Below are 17,356 nucleotides of genomic sequence, written 5' to 3'. Positions count from 1 at the left end.
CGAGATTATGCCTTATGACTTTCGATGTAGTTGATAGCGTCGCCTACAGTCTTGATAGTCTGAGCTTCTTCGTCGGGGATCGTCATATCGAATTCCTTTTCGAAGCCCATCATGAGTTCTACAGTATCGAGAGAGTCTGCACCAAGGTCGTTGGCGAAACTTGCCTCACGGGTTACTTCACTAGCATCTACACCAAGTTTGTCTACGATGAGTTCGATTACTTTTGCTTCAATTTCGTTCATTGTCTTACTCTATTAGAGGGTTTATACTATTTATTTTGGGTGCAAAAATCGCGCGTTTCGCACTATCTTTGCAGCAAAGATAGGTATTACTACCTAGGAACTCGATCCTCTTTGCGAGGGCAAATATACAATGTTTCTGCACAACACAATACAGTTTGTGCGGATTTTGACTAAAAAAGAATGGTACGAATAGCAATACTCGCTAGCGGTAACGGCTCGAATGCAGAAAATTTGATCCTGCAACAGCCCTCCGACCTGCTCCAATATCCCCTAATTATTACGGACAATGCACAAGCCGGAGTGCTCCAAAGAGCCGAAAGATTGGGAGTAGCTGCTCATGTTTTTAGTCGTGCCGACTTCCGCGAAGGCACCGCCGTATTGCAACTGCTGCAAGATGAGAAAATCGATGCCATTGTGCTGGCAGGCTTCCTCTCTCGCATACCTCAAAATATTATAGAGCACTATCCCTCACACATTATCAACATACACCCAGCCCTCTTGCCGCGCTTTGGGGGAAAAGGAATGTATGGGCACTTCGTGCACGAGGCCGTACTGGCAGCAGGAGAAGTAGTCTCGGGCATTACTATTCATTACGTGGATGCTGAATACGACCATGGGAGTACGCTATGCCAAGCGACCTGCCCCGTCTACCCCTCGGTAGACACCCCCGACTCGCTTGCCGAGCGCATTCATCACCTAGAGCACCTATACTACCCTGTGGCAGTACGACAGATGGTACAACGGATGAAGGAGGAGATATGACCAAGAAAGAGCGTTTTGAGGGGATATTGGCATGGTTCGGAGAGAATATGCCTGTGGCGGAGACAGAGCTACACTACCGGTCGCCTTACGAACTGCTGGTGGCTGTAATTCTCTCTGCACAATGCACCGATAAGCGAGTGAATATGGTTACTCCCGCTCTCTTTGACGCCCTACCCACGGTAGAGGCGATGGCGCAAGCGAGCCAAGAGGAGATACTCGCTCTTATTAAAAGCATCAGCTACCCCAATAGCAAAGCAGAGCACCTGAGCAAAATGGCTCAGAGAGTGGTGCAAACATTCGGCGGCTCTATCCCTGCCTCTCGTGAGGAGCTAATGACCCTCCCCGGGGTGGGACGCAAAACAGCCAACGTGATCCTTGCCGTTCTCTACAACCAGCCCACGATGGCCGTTGACACCCACGTATTCAGGGTCTCGGAGCGTATTGGTCTAACGACGCGTGCCAAAACGCCCCTTGATACAGAGCTAACCCTCGTACGTTATATCCCTCCCGAGCTCATCCCCAAGGCGCACCATTGGCTTATATTGCATGGGCGTTACGTCTGTTTGGCACGCTCGCCCAAATGCACATCTTGCGGCATTACCCCCTGGTGCCGCTATGCACAGAAAAATAATCTCACTACAAACAAATAAAACTCCGTACAATGAACCGATTCAAACTCTCCTCTTGCTGTGCAGCTCTTGCACTACTCATTCTTTCCCTACTCCCCGGTTGTGGCAAGAAAACATCTAAGGAAAAAGATGAGAATCCCGACCGACAACAGTTCTCCCTCGGCGTAATGGCCTCGGTCGATTACCTACCCTTTGCGGTGGCGCTAGACAAAGGCATATACGACTCTCTGGGGCTGGATCTCCGGCTTGAGCACTTTTTCTCTCCCGTAGAGCGCGACGCTGCGCTACAGGGTGGGGTACTAGACGGTACCGTTACAGACTACACCTCTGCCGCTCTCCTCAATGCCGCCCAACTGCCCATTGTGCTAGACATGAAGTGCGATGGAGCCTTTCGCCTCATCGTTGGGCAGGGCAAATCGATCTCCTCTTTGCAAGATCTCAAAGGCAAGAAGCTGGCGCTTAGCAGCAACACGGTGATTGAGTACACAACCGACAAACTGCTGGCTCAGGCCGGGATTGCACCAGAAGAGGTGGAGAAAGTAGAGATCGTAAAAATTCCCCTTCGCCTAGAGATGCTCCGCAACGGAGAGGTAGACGCGGCCGTTTTGCCCGAGCCTTTTGCCACCATGGCACAGGAGAGTGGGCTAACCTCACTTATTTCCACAAAAGAACTGGGTATTAACCTTACGGGGATTGCCCTCACACGCGAGGCTAGCGAACGCAAAGAGGCAGTAAACTTGCTGCATCAAGGATACAACCTCGGAGTGCAATACATGCAACAACACCCTAGAGAAGAGTGGGTAAAGGTACTCATCAGCGAGCTTGGCATCTCCGAGACGGCAGCTCTAGCCATGGAGCTACCCGACTTCACTCCCGTAGCGACCCCCACCCCTCAAGAGCTAGAAGAGATGAACCGATGGCTCAAGAGTAAAAAACTTGTGGACGAGGGTTATTCCACCCAACAGCTCCTTCCATAATCCCCAATACCCATCCCTGTATGGAGGCTCTCACCGCCCAGCACCTCTCTCTCTCCTACGGCCATGGTGCCAACAGCGCCTTGGCTGTAGAAGATATAAACCTCAGCATCCCTCGGGGGGAGATCTGTGCTCTGGCAGGATCTTCGGGGAGTGGTAAGTCTTCCCTGATGCGTGTTTTCGCGGGACTAATACCCCCAACCCAAGGAGTTGTACAGATTTTTGGAGAGGCTCCCAACCCCAAGCGCCATCGTTTGGCATTTGTTCCTCAGAACTATGGCCTCCTAGCTTGGAAGAGAGTACGGGAGAATATCCTGCTACCAGCTCACCTTGGGCACGACATTGTAGACACAGATTTTTTTGAGGAAATTGTGCAAGTGCTGGGACTAGCCGACCTCTTAAAGCGTTACCCTCATACCCTTAGTGGAGGGGAGCGGCAGAGGGTTGCTTTGGCGAGAGCCTTTGTGATGAAGCCCGATCTTCTGCTCCTAGATGAACCCTTCTCCGCCCTTGATATGGCAACAGCAGAGCGCAGCTATGCTCTATTTCGCAGTCTGCTCGCAGAGTTCCCCACTACTTGCCTCTTTGTAACACATAACCCTAGAGAGGCAGCACTGCTTGCCGGTCACGTTCTACTCATAGGGGGGAAGCCAGGGAAAATTATTGCCGACCTACATGATCCCTCGGAGCAGGAGATCCGTAATATCTTGACCAAGCTAGCCTAACCCTCATGCCCAATCAGTCTCTTTTTGCTCGTTTAGGATACATCCTCTTGGGGGCATTGTTGCTTCACCTTCTTTGGGCTACCCTTTCCCTTGCAATGCAGAAGGCTCTCCTCCCCACCCCTTGGGCTGTGTATGCCCACATGCCTACGGCTTGGCAAGAGGGTATGGCCGGGCACCTCATGGCTAGCCTTGGCCGCATTGGGGTAGGGCTTGCTCTCGCCCTCCTTATCGCCCTCATCATTGCCCTTGCCATGCACCGCTACCGGCACTTTGGCAAGGTCTTCGATGCCTTTATCTACTTTTCCTACCCCATTCCCAAGCTTGCTTTGCTTCCTATTGTCATGCTCTTGGGGGGACTTGGTGAGAGTACAAAGATTATCATGATCCTCCTAATCGTGCTCTTCCAACTGATAGTTTCTCTACGTGATGCCCTTGCTGCCATCCCCAAAGACAACTACATTGTGATGCATTCACTCGGGGCTTCGCCGACGGCCATGCTGCGCCATCTTTTACTACCGGCTCTTGTGCCCGCCCTGCTTTCGGCTCTACGCATAGCCATAGGCACCGCTGTCTCTGTACTCTTTGTTACGGAGACATACGGCACCTCGCGGGGTATGGGGTACTATATAGTTAATGCTTGGATGCGAGTAGACTACCTCAATATGTATGCCGGCATCGCCTTCTTAGGAGCTACGGGCTTCCTACTTTTTGTGCTTACCGACTGCGCGGAGTATCTCTTAGCCCCTTGGCGACGCGCTCAGTAGAAGTAGCCTTACCCTTCTATTCTGGGAGAAGTCTCCCCTGCCACCTTCTCATTGACTCGGCGGTAAAGTTCCTCGATATTCTCATCTCGATGCTCCAAAAAGAACACCTGATTGCAGTCCGCAAGCCTCTGATGCAGCTGATGCAGTACAATTTTCTGCGGTAGAGTGATCCCCGAGAAGAATATCGTAACAATCTTCTTGAGTTCGGGGAATAATTTCACTACCTCTTCACGCCCTTTTTCCGTAATGGAGACATAGAAGCTCCTATGGTCCTCTTCGTTTCCGTGCTGCTCTATAAGCCCGCGAAGTAAGAGCCGATTGATTACCTCCGTACAGCTTGTTTTTTCCATCACATTGAGGTTGTTTAGCTCGGTCTTGGTCATCATGGGGATCCTCAGAAGGCAAACCAAATAGGTATAATCATCCATCGTAATAACCGACTTATTGGAGCGCAAAGCCTTCCTAAAATACCCCCGCATGTAGCGGAATAGATGGCTAATCTCGCGCGCCATGGCAGCCTCAAGGAGTACCTCATCTTGCTCTGTTTTGGGGACTTCTTGCCCCCCAGGCAAGCGATCGGCTCGGTAGCGTACTCGCTCACTCAGGAAGGCGGAAAAAGAGGCGAGATCCGTCTCTTCCCCCTCGGGACAGATGGCTCCGTATGCCTCCAGTTCGGGTAAAAGTTGCGCTATCAACTGGTATGAGTTCATGGGATATTGGGATAAAAAGAGGAGAATTACTTTTTAGTGGATTTCTTTTTCGACTTCTTCTTATTGGTGGGTTTGCGGTTCGTATCCTTCTTGTCTTTAGCAGGAGTAGAAGGCGTTTTGGGCTGCTCTATCTTTTGTTGGGCTAGATACTCTTGATAGTAAGGCAGAGCCTTGGGTAGGTACTCCCCGATAGCCTTGATACGATTGGCATCGCTGGGGTGGGTACTCAATAGCTCCGAAGTAGAGCCTCCTCCCTGCTGCGCCATTTTCTTCCAAAAGCTGATTGCCTGTTCGGGGTTATAGCCCGCCATGGCCATAAATACAAGACCTATTTGGTCGGCTTCGTGCTCCTGCTTACGACTATAGGGTAGCGAAACAAGTACTTGCGAACCCAAGCCGTAAGCCTGCTGTATCACGGTATTGGTGATAGCGGAGGTAGAACCAACGGCAGAGACAAGCACACGCCCACCCATCTGACGCAGGATCTCGGTACTGAGTCGCTCGTTGCTATGGCGAGCAATAGCGTGACTTACCTCGTGCGACACCACCGTAGCAAGTTCGTCGTCGGTAGCACATAGGGGCAAAATACCGGTATAGATAACAATCTTTCCGCCCGGCATGCAGAAGGCATTGACGCGTCTGTCTGCAATTACCGTAAACTCCCACTTCATCTGCTGGGCAAGGTCGTTAAGGTTATTCTTGCGGAGGTAGCTGGTGGCAGCATCGGCAACGCGCTGGCACACCTCCCTCACTCGCTCCACCTGTTTGGGGTCGTCGCTGTGTGGCATCTGCCGCACATACTCGGTGTATTGGGCGGCACTCTGTGCTATGATTTGGGATTCCGGAACAAGATTAAGCGACTTCCTCCCCGAGATAGGCACTGTACCACAAGCTACCCAAAGCAGGGGAAACGCTAGAGATAAGAGGAGTCGAAGCGAAAAAGCGCGCTGATGTAAGTTCATAGTGTTGTTTATTGTTTTTAAATGTTTTTGTCTGATTCTTTTTTCTCCTCATGGATAAACTCCAGATACTCCACGAGCCTTCTCTCCGCTGCCCCGGTAACCTGGGGGGTATAGAAGTGTTGCCCACGCGCCTCCGAGGGGAGGTACTCTTGTGGCACATAGTGCTTGTCGTAGTCATGAGGATATTTATAACCTACTCCATACCCCAAGTCCCCCATCAGCTGAGTGGGCGCATTGCGGAGATGAAGCGGTACGGGCAGGTTGCCCGAGTTGCGCACGTAGGCAAGGGCGGAATCTATGGCAAGGTAGGCGGAGTTACTCTTGGGCGATGCTGCCAAATAAACCACCGCCTCGGCGAGTGGAATACGCCCCTCCGGCCAACCTATCAGTTCCACAGCTTGAGCCGCCGCATTGGCTATCATCAGGGCATTGGGGTTGGCCAGGCCAATATCTTCGGCAGCCGAAATCACAATCCGACGAGCCACGAAACGGGGATTTTCTCCGCCCTCAATAAGGCGAGCCATCCAATAGAGTGCCGCATCGGGGTCACTGCCTCGGATACTTTTGATAAAGGCCGAAGCAATGTCGTAGTGCATCTCGCCTCCTTTGTCAAAAGCCATGGGCTGGCGCATCATACTCTCGCGCACCAATTCATCCGTAATAACGAGAGGGGTAGCCGAGGTTGCCCCTGCCAAAATCTCTAGTAGATTGAGGAGCTTACGGGCGTCGCCCCCGGCATAGGCAAGGAGCTGCTTGTCACTCTCTATCTTCACCTTACGGGGCACCAAATAAATATCTGTAGAGATGGCCCTCTTGAGCAATTGTCGCAAATCTTCGGGTTCTAAGCTCTGCAATACAAAGACCTGACAACGCGAGAGAAGCGGACGAATCACCTCAAACGAGGGGTTCTCGGTCGTGGCACCAATGAGTGTGACAATACCGCGCTCTACGGCAGCGAGTAAAGAGTCTTGCTGACTTTTGGAAAATCGATGAATTTCATCGATAAAGAGGAGAGGGCGACTCTTGGCGGCAAAAAAGCCCTGTGTGCTACGCTCTGCCTCCTCCAAGACGCGGCGCACATCGCCCACGCCCGAGCCTACTGCACTTAGCTTGTAAAAAGGAGCCTCCACACTGTGGGCTATCAGCTCCGCAAGGGTTGTTTTACCCACCCCCGGAGGTCCCCACAAAATCAGAGAGGGCACCTTACCCGATCGGATCATCCGCCCCAAAGGAGCCGTCTCTGCCACAATATGACGCTGCCCCACATACTCCTCTAGAGTAGTAGGTCTCATGCGCTCTGCTAGCGGTTGATGGGGGTTGTTTGGGCGATCCATAGGGCTAAAGGGGGATAGCACAATACGCTTTTTCCGTACTATTTCCTGGAGCAAAGGTACATATTTCTTTTTCTAATTCTCCTGCACAACAAAATCCACCAGGAGCATCGGGCGTAAGCAATAAGCTAGAGCCTTTTGGGAGCTCCGGGTAATTCTCTTTTCTTTTTTGGCTGTTTTTGAAGGGGGAAACCAGCCTAAAAACTTTTCGTTCCTGCCCGAGAAACTTTTTATTTTCAGCCTACGGCGGAATTTTTTCCAGGCAGCGTTTTCTCCGCATTTCACACCTAATACAATGCCCTCCCCTCTGTCCCTATCTCGCAGCGGAACCATAGTAGCAAGCCTCCCCCCCTTTAGACAAAGACAAAATAGGTTGGAAAAATCAGCCGACATCCCTATCTTTGTAAAAGAATTAGAAATAAAACAACGCACCTATTAGTTCGAACCAACATGAGAAAAGGACATTTTTTATTGAGCTGTTGCGCCTTGTGTCTAGGGTGCATAGTTACTTTTAGCAGCTGTGACTATCGGCTTAAGTACAATCATTACATCTCCGACTTCGTAGATGCAGATACATGCATATTGACTACAACTCACTCTGATTTGCAGTCTCAGGAGGCTTCTTCGCTTGGATTGAAGATGGAAAGTCCCGGAATTTTTGCTCTCATCTTGCGAGATAGCACAACGCGCTTTACGGACTTCGACGATGGAATAGAGAAAAACCGCATCTTCTTAGCAAAAATAGGAGACGTGAAGTGTCCCATATCGCGAGGAGATACAACCCCTAGAAATGTAGTGGGGCAAATCAATACTCCGGAGGAGATCTCGATTACATGTGATCACGATTTTAATGAGCATTTTAAGGCAGGAGACGAGTTGAATAGGATCTTTATTTTCCAATTCCTCGATAATCTCTCGTTTATCAAAAGTGGCTACAACTGGGATTTTTACCAGAAACGCTCCCTCGCTCGTGCCCATATCCCCGAAGAGATAGCGAGGGCTTTAGCCTCCTATCCCGATTGGGATTTTTATACCACGGATATGCCTTTTCAATCATTGATAGGGCAAGAGGTTACCTTCTCGGTAAGGGTCAAATTCAAAGAAGGGAAGAGCCTCTCCACCTCAAACGCGATCAAAATCCCTCCCTTTCCGGCATCCTAACCGCCCCAAAAGACACTATTCTTCACGACAACAGCAGAAAATCACAAGAAATTGCAACTAAAAAAAATACCATACATTTGCAATTGAATATTCAATGCGAGTTTCTAGTTACCGCAGAACTATCTCGTAAAGAACAATAGGTAAACAAAGATATTATAGTGATGAAGAAGAAAATTATTTCTATTGTAGGGTTGCTTTTGCTTGCAGTGGCACCAACAAAAATGCTTGCTCAAATTGAAGTAGCCCCCATTGTAGACTTTGGAGGGGTTTCGGGTCCCGGGTTCTCTAAAATGGGGCGAACCTTTGGCATCGGAGCCTCTGTGCGGTACACTTTTTTCCAAGATTCTCCTAGTGTAAGTCTACAAGTCCGTCTTGATGCTCAGTACAGCAACTACTATGCCTCTTCAATTGAACGAAATCTTTTTCAAAACCCGGATTTGGCTGGCAAAAGCCCATTCCGATTCAGATGGCAAGACCATGTACTTAATGTTCCTCTTACCCTAGGGGTTCGCTTCAACTCGTTCCTTGATGGCAATCTTTCGGTGCGTGCCGGAGCTTATTGGACACGTGGATTAAAAGGGAGCATACACTACACAGCAACTCCCGATGAAAACATGACGTTTGAGCCTTTTGATGCTTATAATACAGTAGTTATACCGGTTCCCGGAAAAAGCAATAGACTCACAATTGCAGAAAATGAGTCTCGTGTTGGGATTATTGCTGCTGTAGATTATAGAGTTTGGAAGCAATTAGAGCTATCGGCCTCCTACATGAGAGATCTAAATCCTACGTGGGTTCATGGTATTGTTAATGACTCTCAACCTCCCATCAAGCTCAATTTCTTTAAGATTGGAGCTGCTTACTGGTTCTAACTTCGAGACTGAAATAGAAGATTTCATAAACGTAAGCCCTTTGAGAGTTCGGCAGACGGACTCTCAAGGGGCTTGCTATTTTGTGGGGGGCGATTCCCTCTATTTTTGTCTTCTCCCCCACCCTCTAGAAAGGGCAAATGCAATACAAAAGGGAGAGAAAAGCCACCAAAAGAGGGCAGAGGTCAGGATAAACTGCTACCTTTGCCACCTAGAAACACCGATATAGACAATGTCGATAAACAAAGTAATACTCGTTGGTTATGTAGGCAAAGACCCCGAGATTCGCTACCTCAAAGAGCGGTTCTCCGTAGCCAACTTCTCCTTAGCTACTACACACACCGTAGGAAAAACAGCCACCGGAGGCGCACGCGAGGAGCAAACCGAGTGGCATCGCATTGTAGCCTTTGGGGAGCAAGCCGCCTTTGCAGAGCAATGGGTGCGCAAGGGCTCTCTTCTTGCCGTGGAGGGTAGGATCAGTTACCGCAACTATACCGATAAGCAAGGTACCATGCACTCCATCACAGAGATTGTAGCAGAGCGTCTCCACTTTGTGGGGAATCCTCCTCGTGAATATTCCCAAGCCCCCAAGTAGCCCTTTTATTCTCTAGCTCAAGATGGATAGCCTTTTCTCCGGTATTATCGTTTATCCCTTTGGCTGGCAAGCCGCTATCACGTTGGGGATTATCCTACTCCTCATCGTCCTATCGGGGTATATGTCTTCTTCCGAAGTTTCGTTTTTCTCGCTATCGCCGCAAGATATTCACCTCATCCGCGAGTCGAAAGCGCCCCACGACCAAAAACTTCTCGCTCTCCTCGAGAATTCAGAAAAACTACTTGCCACAATCCTAATTGGCAATAATATTATCAACATCGGCATTGTGCTTTCGTCGAACTATCTCGTACACCTTCTCTTCGATTTTGGCATCAACAGCGTACTTAGCTTTGTACTTCAGACCATCGTACTCACCTTTGTACTCCTACTCTTCTGCGAGATTATTCCCAAGGTATATGCCCAGCAGCATCCGCTCACGTTCAGCCGTTTTTCGGCGCACATCATGCAACCCCTGGTGAAGGTGCTCTCCCCATTTACCATACCTCTTGTAAAGACCTCTTCTATACTCGAGCGGAGAGGGAAAAAACACTACGAGCTATCCGTAGACGATCTCTCACGAGCCGTAGAGCTGACCGAGGGGAAAAACGAGACGCAAAGCAAACTCATTGGCGAGATTATTAAGTTCCACGACAAGACGGCGGACGAGATTATGGTGCCGCGTGTAGACATGGTAATGATTGACTACCAATGGGATTTTGCGACCACGCTACGCTTTGTGCTGGATGCCGGCTACTCTCGAATCCCCGTTTTCTTGGGAACGCAAGATGTGATCAAAGGGATCCTTTACATCAAAGACTGCCTACCCTACACCACAGCCGGAGCCGACTTCGATTGGCATACCCTGATACGCCCTGCCAACTTTGTACCCGAAAATAAAAAGATAGACGATCTGCTTGAGGAGTTCCGCTCCGAGCATCGGCATATCTCCATTGTCGTAGACGAATATGGAGGCACCTCAGGATTGATTACTCTTGAGGATATTTTGGAAGAAATTGTAGGAGAGATCACCGACGAGTACGACGAAGACGAGCTACCCTACACTCGCCTGGCCGATGGCTCCTTTTTATTTGAGGGGAAAACTCAGATTAACGACTTCTGTCGCTACTTATCCCTAGAAGACTCTCTTTTCGAGCCCTTAACCCAAGAGATTGATACCCTAGGCGGTATCTTTTTGGAGCTGAAACAGGAGTTGCCCCGTGTGGGAGCCTTTGTCACCTATCGAGGCTATCGCTTTGAAATTACCAAGGTAGAAAAGCATCGAATCATGCAAATGCGTGTGATCCCTCCCGCTACCGCCTCTGCCTCATGATACAACCTCTCGTTGTACATATTAGTAGGCTTCTAGGGCTATCCCCCGTGCCATCACGTTTTAGTCGTGAGCAACAACGCCAAGCGTCTCAACATCTTCTCCAATTACTCTACCCCCATAACAGCCTCACACATTCGGCAGACGGTGCCCCACAGCTCCGAGGAAGTCAGATTCAACTCTCTCTTAGTCACTCGGGGGATTACCTAGCTCTCCTCACAGCTCCCCCTCAATGGCGTGTGGGCGTTGACCTAGAAACTGATTTCTCGCGTCCTCTTCGTCTTGCAGCTCGCTTCTTATCCCAAGAAGAACTCTCGCTGCTCTCCACACTCCCCTCTCATGAGCAATCGCGCTATGCGCTAGCGGCTTGGTGCGCTCGTGAGGCGGTCTACAAAGCCATCCCCAACGCCTCGGTGGACTTTCGCCGGCACTACACCCTCTCTCATTATCCCCATCGCCCCGTCATTTCTTACCATCCATCGGACGAAGAGCCGCTCCAAATACCCCTTCACTTCTACCTGCATCAAGAGTATTTGCTCGCCTATTGCGCTCTATTCAGAGGGTAATTCGAAGTCTAGTCTAGGAGAGAACATTTCGCATCTCCCGAGTAAATGGGAGCCGCCACGCCCTCATGCAGCAAACGAGGGCTGACCTCTCGCTCCACAGCATCATAGAGCCCACTATCAAGGAAAGCTTGTAGTGCTTGGGCTCCCCCCTCCACAAGAAGAGATTGGATTTTGCGGGAGGCGAGCGTCTCCAATAGGCTTGCAATAAAATGCTCATCACGCTCTATCGCAATGCAATTCTCGGGCAGAGGCTGAGGGCGGAACGCTGAGGGAGAGACGATAAACCAGGGCTTGGAGGTGCTATTCTGATTGATTTTATAGGCTTGATGGCACAGCACACCCTCACTATCTAGTACAACGGGCTGGGGAGAGGTACCCCACCAAAAACGATTAGTCAGGGAGGGATTGTCTAGCTCTATAGTACGCCGACCCACCAAAATAGCATCGTGGCAATGGCGCAAATAGTGGACATAACGCTGCCTGATGGGAGAACTAAAAACCTCGGGACGTTGGGAAGCATCCTCCCGTACCCTATCGATAAAGCCATCACGGCTCTGCGCCCATTTGAGCGTGACCCAAGGTCTATTTTTTTCTACAGCTGTGAGGAAAAAGCGATTGAGCCTTCGTGCCTTCTCTTCCAGCACACCCACTTCTACCTCTACGCCATTACTGCGAAGGAGGGCAATGCCCTTTCCTGCCACCTCTGGGAACGGATCTTGCATGGCAACCACTACGCGAGGTACCCTCTTCTGCAAGACGAGTTCGGCGCAAGGGGGTGTTTTCCCATAGTGCGAGCAGGGCTCAAGACTGACGTATAGAGTACTCTGGGCAATCCATTTCTCGTCCTCGGGGCGTACCGATGCAAAGCAATTTACCTCAGCATGAGGCTCTCCGGCTCTGTGGTGATAGCCCTCCCCTATAATCCGATCTTGATGCACAAGAACCGCCCCCACAAGGGGATTGGGAGAGGTGTAACCCGTAGCTAGAGCTGCCAAATCGAGGCAGCGTTGCATATAAAGAGTATCGTTTGTAGTCATAATGTAGTGGAGTGAGAGAATAACTTTCGCCCTAGGGGGCAGAGGTAACAGGAGCGATGCGAACAGAGGCTCTCCCAGAGCTCCAAAGCGGCTTGGCTATGAGCAGCGTGCTCCTGCGGCAGATTGATAGCGGCAATTCTATTGGTAATACTATTTTTCTCGGGCTTTAGTTGTGAGGCTCTCGCCCAAGCCTCTTCGAGGGCTTCGGCAGAGGGCTCGACTCCATGGGCGTAGGCATCAAGAAGAGGAAAGGGAATAAGCACATTGAGAAAGAGGGAGTCTATCGTACTTGCAGATAGAGACGCGAGGGCTTTCTCCGCTTCGGCTCCAAAAGTATAGTGGAGTTGCCAGTAATCCGAGGGGGGAACATCCAAAAGATGCTGCAATTCACGGGTATTAGTAATCCTCATCAATTCGCTCTCTAATAGGGGGTAGCGATGACGAAGTGCCGCCATATAGGCCAATCGCCTATGGGGGAAAGCGGAGGGACGAAGACGGAGCAAACGCACCTCCCCTCGGGGGATGGGGGTTAATTGGTACTTAGTGCGAAGGAAGCGATAACGCTCAGCGAGATCCTCCTGATAACTATCCATGGGAGCCCCCTCTAGCAAGGCAGCTTGACCCAAATAGAGCGCCTCCAACATGGGTAGCCGGTCTGTATGCTTTCGAATAACCCTCAAAGGGAGAGATCGAGCTACCTGCTCAAAGGCCTCATTATTAACGCGGCTCCCCAAGTAGCGCAATAGGAGAAGATGCAACACAGTGCCCAGGTCGCTACCGGACGTTTCGTAGAGGGAAATAAATCGCTGGGCTTTGGCAATGATCCTTTTAGCAAAAAGAGATTGGCTCCAAGAGTGCCACGAGATGGGAGGAGGGTCTAAGGCTCGCTCACTGCAGGGTATAGCCCCCTCGTGTTGCAGATAATCCGTTGCACGCTCTAGGTCTATCGGGCGAAGATCCATCACGCAGGTAAAGAGAGGGGCTCCCGTTAGTCGGCTATAGATAGGCAGGTCATCCTCCACAACAACGTGCAGGATGGTGCTATCGTAGGCGGGGTCTAGATGATGTTTATGCTTGAGCCATTCCGAGGCCTTTCGGTGCACCTCTACATTGCCCGCCCACACAATGGAGCCTATACGCAACCTAGCATTGAAGAAATCGGGGCCACCATCCCAATTGATCTCCCCGGGATAAAGGACCTCTATGGCACGAGAAGAATCAGACTCGCTCGGCTCTATATGATAAAAATGCAACGAGTGGTAAAAACGCCTTAGCCAAGCAGTTTGCAGTACAACCTCGCCACCATCGCCTTTACCACCCGCCATATTCGATAAGAAAAAGAGGGAAAGATTTAGATGTATTCTTTGCCAAATTGCAATTCGGCCTCAGCCATCATGCCCTTTACACGTTGCTCTTCGCTTCGCTTGCATATAAGGAGCACATTGTCATGCTCTGCCACAATGCAATCTGAGACGCTCCGCATCACCACGATGCGAGAGGGGTCGGAGAGACTAACCACATTGCCCGAGGCCTCCTGGAATATGCAGCGTGTACCCAAGGCGGCATTGCCGGCCTCATCCTTCTCGGCATGCTCATAAACGGCCCCCCAAGTCCCTAAGTCGGCCCATCCAAAGTCACTAGGCAAAACGAGCACATTTTGCGCCTTTTCCATTACGGCATAGTCTATTGAGATACTAGGGCAACAAGGGAATGCCTCTCGGATAAAAGCGGACTCTCCACTCGTACCATAGACCTCTGCCCCGGCACCTAGCACCTCTGCCACTTCGCCGGCATGCTCTTCAATTGCCGAGAGGATAGCCGATACATTCCAAGCGAACATACCACTATTCCACAAGAAATCCCCGCTCTTGACAAAGAGTTCTGCCATCTCGCGATCGGGCTTTTCGGTAAAGACCTTCACACGCAAGAAGCCTCCACTTAGGTCGCCACTCTTCTCCGGATCCATCTGGATGTAGCCGTATCCGGTTTCGGGACGAGAGGCCATAATGCCCAACGTCACCAAACTATCATGCTCGGCTACGTACTCCAAGGCCTTTGTTGCAAACTCCGCAAAGCGCGCCTCTTGCAGTATTATATGATCGGAGGGGGTGACAAAAATAGAAGCATCCGGGCATTTCGAGCGGATGTGATAGGCGGCGTAGGCAATACAAGGCGCGGTATTACGCCGTATGGGCTCTGCCAAGATCTGCTCGGGGAGAAGCTCCGGAAGCTGCCTAAGCGTCTCCTCTATATATACTTCGTTTGTGACTATTAGGATATTCTCTTTTGGGACGAATTGACTCATTCGTCGGAAGGTCTGTTGCAAAAGAGACTCGCCTGTTCCAAAAAAATCGAGGAATTGCTTTGGTTTGTTTTCACGGCTAACGGGCCAAAAGCGGCTCCCTACACCGCCGCCCATAATAACGCAATAGAATTTGCTGTTCATCGCAACTTACTTTGTCTATTTATGTAGCACAAAGATAACCCTTATTGCACAACTCAAGTCCGCTTGCACGAAGAATTATTAGGACATTCCCCTCCAAAACTCTGCGATGCACTCTAAATCCGCCCCGAAGACGCGTAACTTAGAAAAGATTTTCGACTCTAAAAAGCTGATGGGCAATACCCGTAAGTCTATCGCGCAGCAAGCTTAGGTCGATCCCCAAATCCTCTGCAACAGCTTGATAAATAGACGCAATGGGGAGAGAAGAATCGTCGGTCTCGAGAAGCAATCGCCCCGCCTTCCAAGCCTCGCATAGGGATTCTCTGTTATAGTAGCGGCCAAAAGAGAGCCAGACGCCCAGCTGAAGCAATCGTTGTGCTAGGGGAGCTTTTCCTCGAAATCCATGTACAATAAGAGGATTTGTAGGGTGTGATCTGCGAATAAAATACTCTAGCTCTTGCCAACGCTTAACCACGTGCAAAATCATGGGTAGCCTATTCTCTTCGGCAATCTGCCACTGAGCCTCTACGAGCTGCTGCTGGTAATCCATCGCGGCTGACGAGTGTGCATCCCATCCAGCCTCTCCCACGGCTACAATTCTGCCCTCTTGGGCTAGCTTATTCAACTGCTCCAATGCCATTTCCACAGTGGGAGAAGAAACTTCCCGAGGCAACGACCAAGGGTGTAGCCCCACAGAGAGGTAGGGACAATCGGCAATAGGAGGCACTTCTTCTCGCAAAAGATCACAGCTACAAAGCGCGAAACGCCCCCTTTGATGGGAGTGAAAATCCCAGAAATCCATCGAAGAATTTGATTGTATTAAGGCTGAAGATAGTTCCATAGTAGTAGAGAATCCCCTTTAAGGTACCGGATCGTACCCACTTCCACCCCACGGATTGCACCTCAAGATGCGCCAGATTGCCAACCACGCGCCCTTAATAGGGCCATGTTTACGGAGTGCCTCCAGGGCATACTGCGAACAAGTGGGAGTAAATCGGCAGGAGGGAGGGAACAAGGGAGAGATCGCCCCTCTATAGAAGTGAATGGGTGCAGAGAGAAGCACTACGAGCCAATGACGCACCCCTTTTCGGAATCTGTTTTTACTGCTCATAACGTGCCACCTCTCTCTCTAAGCGGCGGAATGTCTTCTGCACAGCAGCCGTCACTTGGGAGAACGAAGGAAGTTCTTTATCCAGCATTAGCAAAGCAAAATGTATGGTAAGCCCCTTGGCTTCTACCTCATTGTAGAGTTGAGATTTTTGTACGCGATAAGCCTCTCGGATAAGCCGCTTTACTCTATTACGATCTACAGCATGCTTAAAACGCTTTTTGGCAACGCTTATCAGTACGGAAAGAGCCGGCTTATCTCCATCGCTCTTGGGCGCAATACGATACACAACACGTAGCGGATAAGCGATAAAGGATCCCGAACTTTTCTCAAAAAGACAACGAATATCGTCGCGAAGATAGAGCCGCTCGGGTTTGGTCAAGCCCAACCCCTTACTCGGCATGCTCGCTGAGATACTTCTCTAGAGCAACGACCATACTGGGGCATTCGGGGGTGGGAGCGGTAAAATCAACGCGTATTCCACGCTCCTTTAGAGACTCTGTAGTGAGACTCCCAAAAGAGCCAACCACCCTGTCTCCCTGCTCGAAATCGGGATAAAGCTCCTTGACAGAGCGAATCCCGTAAGGGCTGAAAAAGAGAATAATATCGTGATCTATGGGGAGGGGTTCCTCGAAGTCTCGAGTGACCGTACGATACATTACTGCACTATGGAAGGTTATTTTCTTCTCGGTAAGCTTATCAAAAAGCTCCTGACCATGGTCCTCTGCCACCGGTACAAAGTAGGTCTCTTTGGCATGCTTCCCTATCACCGTAAGCATATCGGCTAGGGAGAAACTATTGGGAGCATAGAATACTTTGCGTTTTCGATACACGATATACTTTTGGAGGTAGAGGGCAACGGCCTCACTCTGGCAAAAGTATTTCATCCCCTCGGGTATGGTGATCCGAAGTTCCTTAGTCAGTGCAAAAAAATTATCTATTGCGCTCTTCGAAGTAAAGATAATCGCGCTATGCCCCAAAATATCCACGCGCTGGCGACGAAACTCTGCCGCCTCCACGGGTACTACCTTGATGAGCTGACGAAACTCCACTTCGTAGCCGTACTTCTCTGCGATTGAAAAATAAGGAGAGTGCCCAGAGACGGGCATAGGTTGCGAAATCAAGATCTTTTTTGTTGGTGCAGCCATCTC

General features: G+C 50.3%; 21 protein-coding genes. 10 read left to right on the top strand and 11 right to left on the bottom strand.

Translation table 11 applies throughout. The features are described 5' to 3' along the window. Window positions 1-5: 5 nt before the first annotated feature. Window positions 6-242: an acyl carrier protein gene (locus ACTTHR_RS01525; RefSeq protein ID WP_004332124.1), complete on the bottom strand. Its 237-nt coding sequence runs from the start codon at window positions 240-242 to the stop codon at window positions 6-8. A 180-nt stretch (window positions 243-422) separates the two neighbouring features. Between ACTTHR_RS01525 and purN the strand changes: the two genes are divergently transcribed. Genes purN through ACTTHR_RS01500 form a run of 5 tightly spaced genes read left to right on the top strand, consistent with a single transcriptional unit; the run spans window position 423 to window position 4,096 of the window. Beyond that, the gene (gene purN, locus ACTTHR_RS01520) at window positions 423-1,004 is read left to right on the top strand and encodes a phosphoribosylglycinamide formyltransferase (RefSeq protein ID WP_442604931.1); all 582 of its coding nucleotides are present in this window, start codon (window positions 423-425) and stop codon (window positions 1,002-1,004) included. Continuing rightward, window positions 1,001-1,654: an endonuclease III gene (nth, locus tag ACTTHR_RS01515; RefSeq protein WP_442604930.1), complete on the top strand. Its 654-nt coding sequence runs from the start codon at window positions 1,001-1,003 to the stop codon at window positions 1,652-1,654. The genes purN and nth overlap by 4 nt, the downstream gene beginning before the upstream one ends. Window positions 1,655-1,665: 11 nt before the next feature. Then, a complete protein-coding gene (locus tag ACTTHR_RS01510; protein WP_442604929.1) occupies window positions 1,666-2,610 on the top strand; it encodes an ABC transporter substrate-binding protein in 945 nt (314 codons plus the stop codon). A 20-nt stretch (window positions 2,611-2,630) separates the two neighbouring features. After that, the gene (locus tag ACTTHR_RS01505) at window positions 2,631-3,332 is read left to right on the top strand and encodes an ABC transporter ATP-binding protein (RefSeq protein WP_442604928.1); all 702 of its coding nucleotides are present in this window, start codon (window positions 2,631-2,633) and stop codon (window positions 3,330-3,332) included. 5 nt (window positions 3,333-3,337) lie between these two features. Continuing rightward, window positions 3,338-4,096, top strand: a complete 759-nt coding sequence (locus ACTTHR_RS01500) for an ABC transporter permease (RefSeq protein ID WP_442604927.1) — start codon at window positions 3,338-3,340, stop codon at window positions 4,094-4,096. An 8-nt stretch (window positions 4,097-4,104) separates the two neighbouring features. Here ACTTHR_RS01500 and ACTTHR_RS01495 read toward each other — a convergent pair whose 3' ends face one another. From ACTTHR_RS01495 to ACTTHR_RS01485, 3 genes are read right to left on the bottom strand one after another with little or no spacing between them, the layout of a single operon-like run. Next, window positions 4,105-4,806, bottom strand: a complete 702-nt coding sequence (locus ACTTHR_RS01495; protein ID WP_442604926.1) for a MarR family winged helix-turn-helix transcriptional regulator — start codon at window positions 4,804-4,806, stop codon at window positions 4,105-4,107. 26 nt (window positions 4,807-4,832) lie between these two features. Beyond that, window positions 4,833-5,768 carry a M48 family metallopeptidase gene (locus ACTTHR_RS01490; RefSeq protein WP_442604925.1) on the bottom strand — a complete coding sequence of 312 codons (936 nt, stop codon included), beginning with the start codon at window positions 5,766-5,768 and terminating at the stop codon, window positions 4,833-4,835. A gap of 17 nt (window positions 5,769-5,785) precedes the next feature. Then, complete coding sequence (locus tag ACTTHR_RS01485; RefSeq protein WP_442604924.1) at window positions 5,786-7,060, bottom strand: replication-associated recombination protein A; 1,275 nt, start codon at window positions 7,058-7,060, stop codon at window positions 5,786-5,788. A 678-nt stretch (window positions 7,061-7,738) separates the two neighbouring features. Here ACTTHR_RS01485 and ACTTHR_RS01480 point away from each other — a divergent pair. The 5 genes from ACTTHR_RS01480 (at window position 7,739) to ACTTHR_RS01460 (ending at window position 11,617) form a co-directional block, all read left to right on the top strand. Next, complete coding sequence (locus tag ACTTHR_RS01480; protein ID WP_442604923.1) at window positions 7,739-8,260, top strand: hypothetical protein; 522 nt, start codon at window positions 7,739-7,741, stop codon at window positions 8,258-8,260. Window positions 8,261-8,421: 161 nt separating this feature from the next. Continuing rightward, complete coding sequence (locus tag ACTTHR_RS01475) at window positions 8,422-9,132, top strand: hypothetical protein (protein ID WP_442604922.1); 711 nt, start codon at window positions 8,422-8,424, stop codon at window positions 9,130-9,132. Between the two features lie 229 nt (window positions 9,133-9,361). Further along, on the top strand, window positions 9,362-9,724 hold the full coding sequence (locus ACTTHR_RS01470; protein WP_004332039.1) for a single-stranded DNA-binding protein: 363 nt from the start codon (window positions 9,362-9,364) through the stop codon (window positions 9,722-9,724). Between the two features lie 22 nt (window positions 9,725-9,746). Next, a complete protein-coding gene (gene gldE, locus ACTTHR_RS01465; protein WP_442604921.1) occupies window positions 9,747-11,054 on the top strand; it encodes a gliding motility-associated protein GldE in 1,308 nt (435 codons plus the stop codon). Beyond that, complete coding sequence (locus ACTTHR_RS01460; protein WP_442604920.1) at window positions 11,051-11,617, top strand: 4'-phosphopantetheinyl transferase family protein; 567 nt, start codon at window positions 11,051-11,053, stop codon at window positions 11,615-11,617. Before gldE ends, ACTTHR_RS01460 begins: the two co-directional genes overlap by 4 nt. Window positions 11,618-11,625: 8 nt before the next feature. Here ACTTHR_RS01460 and ribD read toward each other — a convergent pair whose 3' ends face one another. From ribD to ACTTHR_RS01425, 7 genes are all read right to left on the bottom strand, one after another. Continuing rightward, on the bottom strand, window positions 11,626-12,654 hold the full coding sequence (ribD, locus tag ACTTHR_RS01455) for a bifunctional diaminohydroxyphosphoribosylaminopyrimidine deaminase/5-amino-6-(5-phosphoribosylamino)uracil reductase RibD (RefSeq protein ID WP_442604919.1): 1,029 nt from the start codon (window positions 12,652-12,654) through the stop codon (window positions 11,626-11,628). Next, on the bottom strand, window positions 12,651-13,979 hold the full coding sequence (locus ACTTHR_RS01450) for a DUF2851 family protein (RefSeq protein WP_442604918.1): 1,329 nt from the start codon (window positions 13,977-13,979) through the stop codon (window positions 12,651-12,653). Before ACTTHR_RS01450 ends, ribD begins: the two co-directional genes overlap by 4 nt. Before the next feature lie 26 nt (window positions 13,980-14,005). After that, the gene (locus ACTTHR_RS01445; RefSeq protein WP_304285610.1) at window positions 14,006-15,100 is read right to left on the bottom strand and encodes a mannose-1-phosphate guanylyltransferase; all 1,095 of its coding nucleotides are present in this window, start codon (window positions 15,098-15,100) and stop codon (window positions 14,006-14,008) included. Between the two features lie 139 nt (window positions 15,101-15,239). Beyond that, the gene (locus ACTTHR_RS01440; protein ID WP_442604917.1) at window positions 15,240-15,938 is read right to left on the bottom strand and encodes a TatD family hydrolase; all 699 of its coding nucleotides are present in this window, start codon (window positions 15,936-15,938) and stop codon (window positions 15,240-15,242) included. A gap of 18 nt (window positions 15,939-15,956) precedes the next feature. Then, complete coding sequence (yidD, locus tag ACTTHR_RS01435) at window positions 15,957-16,208, bottom strand: membrane protein insertion efficiency factor YidD (RefSeq protein ID WP_281676441.1); 252 nt, start codon at window positions 16,206-16,208, stop codon at window positions 15,957-15,959. Next, window positions 16,198-16,608, bottom strand: coding sequence for a ribonuclease P protein component (locus tag ACTTHR_RS01430; RefSeq protein WP_424777817.1), 411 nt, complete (start codon window positions 16,606-16,608; stop codon window positions 16,198-16,200). The genes yidD and ACTTHR_RS01430 overlap by 11 nt, the downstream gene beginning before the upstream one ends. Further along, the gene (locus ACTTHR_RS01425) at window positions 16,598-17,353 is read right to left on the bottom strand and encodes a uroporphyrinogen-III synthase (RefSeq protein WP_424777816.1); all 756 of its coding nucleotides are present in this window, start codon (window positions 17,351-17,353) and stop codon (window positions 16,598-16,600) included. The genes ACTTHR_RS01430 and ACTTHR_RS01425 overlap by 11 nt, the downstream gene beginning before the upstream one ends. Window positions 17,354-17,356: the final 3 nt, after the last annotated feature.

It is taken from the genome of Porphyromonas endodontalis, assembly GCF_052173515.1.
GTDB classification, from domain to species: domain Bacteria; phylum Bacteroidota; class Bacteroidia; order Bacteroidales; family Porphyromonadaceae; genus Porphyromonas; species Porphyromonas endodontalis_A.
Note: the sequence above shows the minus strand (reverse complement) of the source record. Positions and strands in the feature narration are given on the sequence as shown.

Coding starts and splice junctions, on each gene's coding strand:
- ACTTHR_RS01525 (WP_004332124.1), bottom strand. CDS start 242: ATGAACGAAATTGAAGCAAAAGTAATCGAACTCATCGTAGACAAACTT.
- purN (WP_442604931.1), top strand. CDS start 423: ATGGTACGAATAGCAATACTCGCTAGCGGTAACGGCTCGAATGCAGAA.
- nth (WP_442604930.1), top strand. CDS start 1,001: ATGACCAAGAAAGAGCGTTTTGAGGGGATATTGGCATGGTTCGGAGAG.
- ACTTHR_RS01510 (WP_442604929.1), top strand. CDS start 1,666: ATGAACCGATTCAAACTCTCCTCTTGCTGTGCAGCTCTTGCACTACTC.
- ACTTHR_RS01505 (WP_442604928.1), top strand. CDS start 2,631: ATGGAGGCTCTCACCGCCCAGCACCTCTCTCTCTCCTACGGCCATGGT.
- ACTTHR_RS01500 (WP_442604927.1), top strand. CDS start 3,338: ATGCCCAATCAGTCTCTTTTTGCTCGTTTAGGATACATCCTCTTGGGG.
- ACTTHR_RS01495 (WP_442604926.1), bottom strand. CDS start 4,806: ATGAACTCATACCAGTTGATAGCGCAACTTTTACCCGAACTGGAGGCA.
- ACTTHR_RS01490 (WP_442604925.1), bottom strand. CDS start 5,768: ATGAACTTACATCAGCGCGCTTTTTCGCTTCGACTCCTCTTATCTCTA.
- ACTTHR_RS01485 (WP_442604924.1), bottom strand. CDS start 7,060: ATGAGACCTACTACTCTAGAGGAGTATGTGGGGCAGCGTCATATTGTG.
- ACTTHR_RS01480 (WP_442604923.1), top strand. CDS start 7,739: ATGGAAAGTCCCGGAATTTTTGCTCTCATCTTGCGAGATAGCACAACG.
- ACTTHR_RS01475 (WP_442604922.1), top strand. CDS start 8,422: ATGAAGAAGAAAATTATTTCTATTGTAGGGTTGCTTTTGCTTGCAGTG.
- ACTTHR_RS01470 (WP_004332039.1), top strand. CDS start 9,362: ATGTCGATAAACAAAGTAATACTCGTTGGTTATGTAGGCAAAGACCCC.
- gldE (WP_442604921.1), top strand. CDS start 9,747: ATGGATAGCCTTTTCTCCGGTATTATCGTTTATCCCTTTGGCTGGCAA.
- ACTTHR_RS01460 (WP_442604920.1), top strand. CDS start 11,051: ATGATACAACCTCTCGTTGTACATATTAGTAGGCTTCTAGGGCTATCC.
- ribD (WP_442604919.1), bottom strand. CDS start 12,654: ATGACTACAAACGATACTCTTTATATGCAACGCTGCCTCGATTTGGCA.
- ACTTHR_RS01450 (WP_442604918.1), bottom strand. CDS start 13,979: ATGGCGGGTGGTAAAGGCGATGGTGGCGAGGTTGTACTGCAAACTGCT.
- ACTTHR_RS01445 (WP_304285610.1), bottom strand. CDS start 15,100: ATGAACAGCAAATTCTATTGCGTTATTATGGGCGGCGGTGTAGGGAGC.
- ACTTHR_RS01440 (WP_442604917.1), bottom strand. CDS start 15,938: ATGGAACTATCTTCAGCCTTAATACAATCAAATTCTTCGATGGATTTC.
- yidD (WP_281676441.1), bottom strand. CDS start 16,208: ATGAGCAGTAAAAACAGATTCCGAAAAGGGGTGCGTCATTGGCTCGTA.
- ACTTHR_RS01430 (WP_424777817.1), bottom strand. CDS start 16,608: ATGCCGAGTAAGGGGTTGGGCTTGACCAAACCCGAGCGGCTCTATCTT.
- ACTTHR_RS01425 (WP_424777816.1), bottom strand. CDS start 17,353: ATGGCTGCACCAACAAAAAAGATCTTGATTTCGCAACCTATGCCCGTC.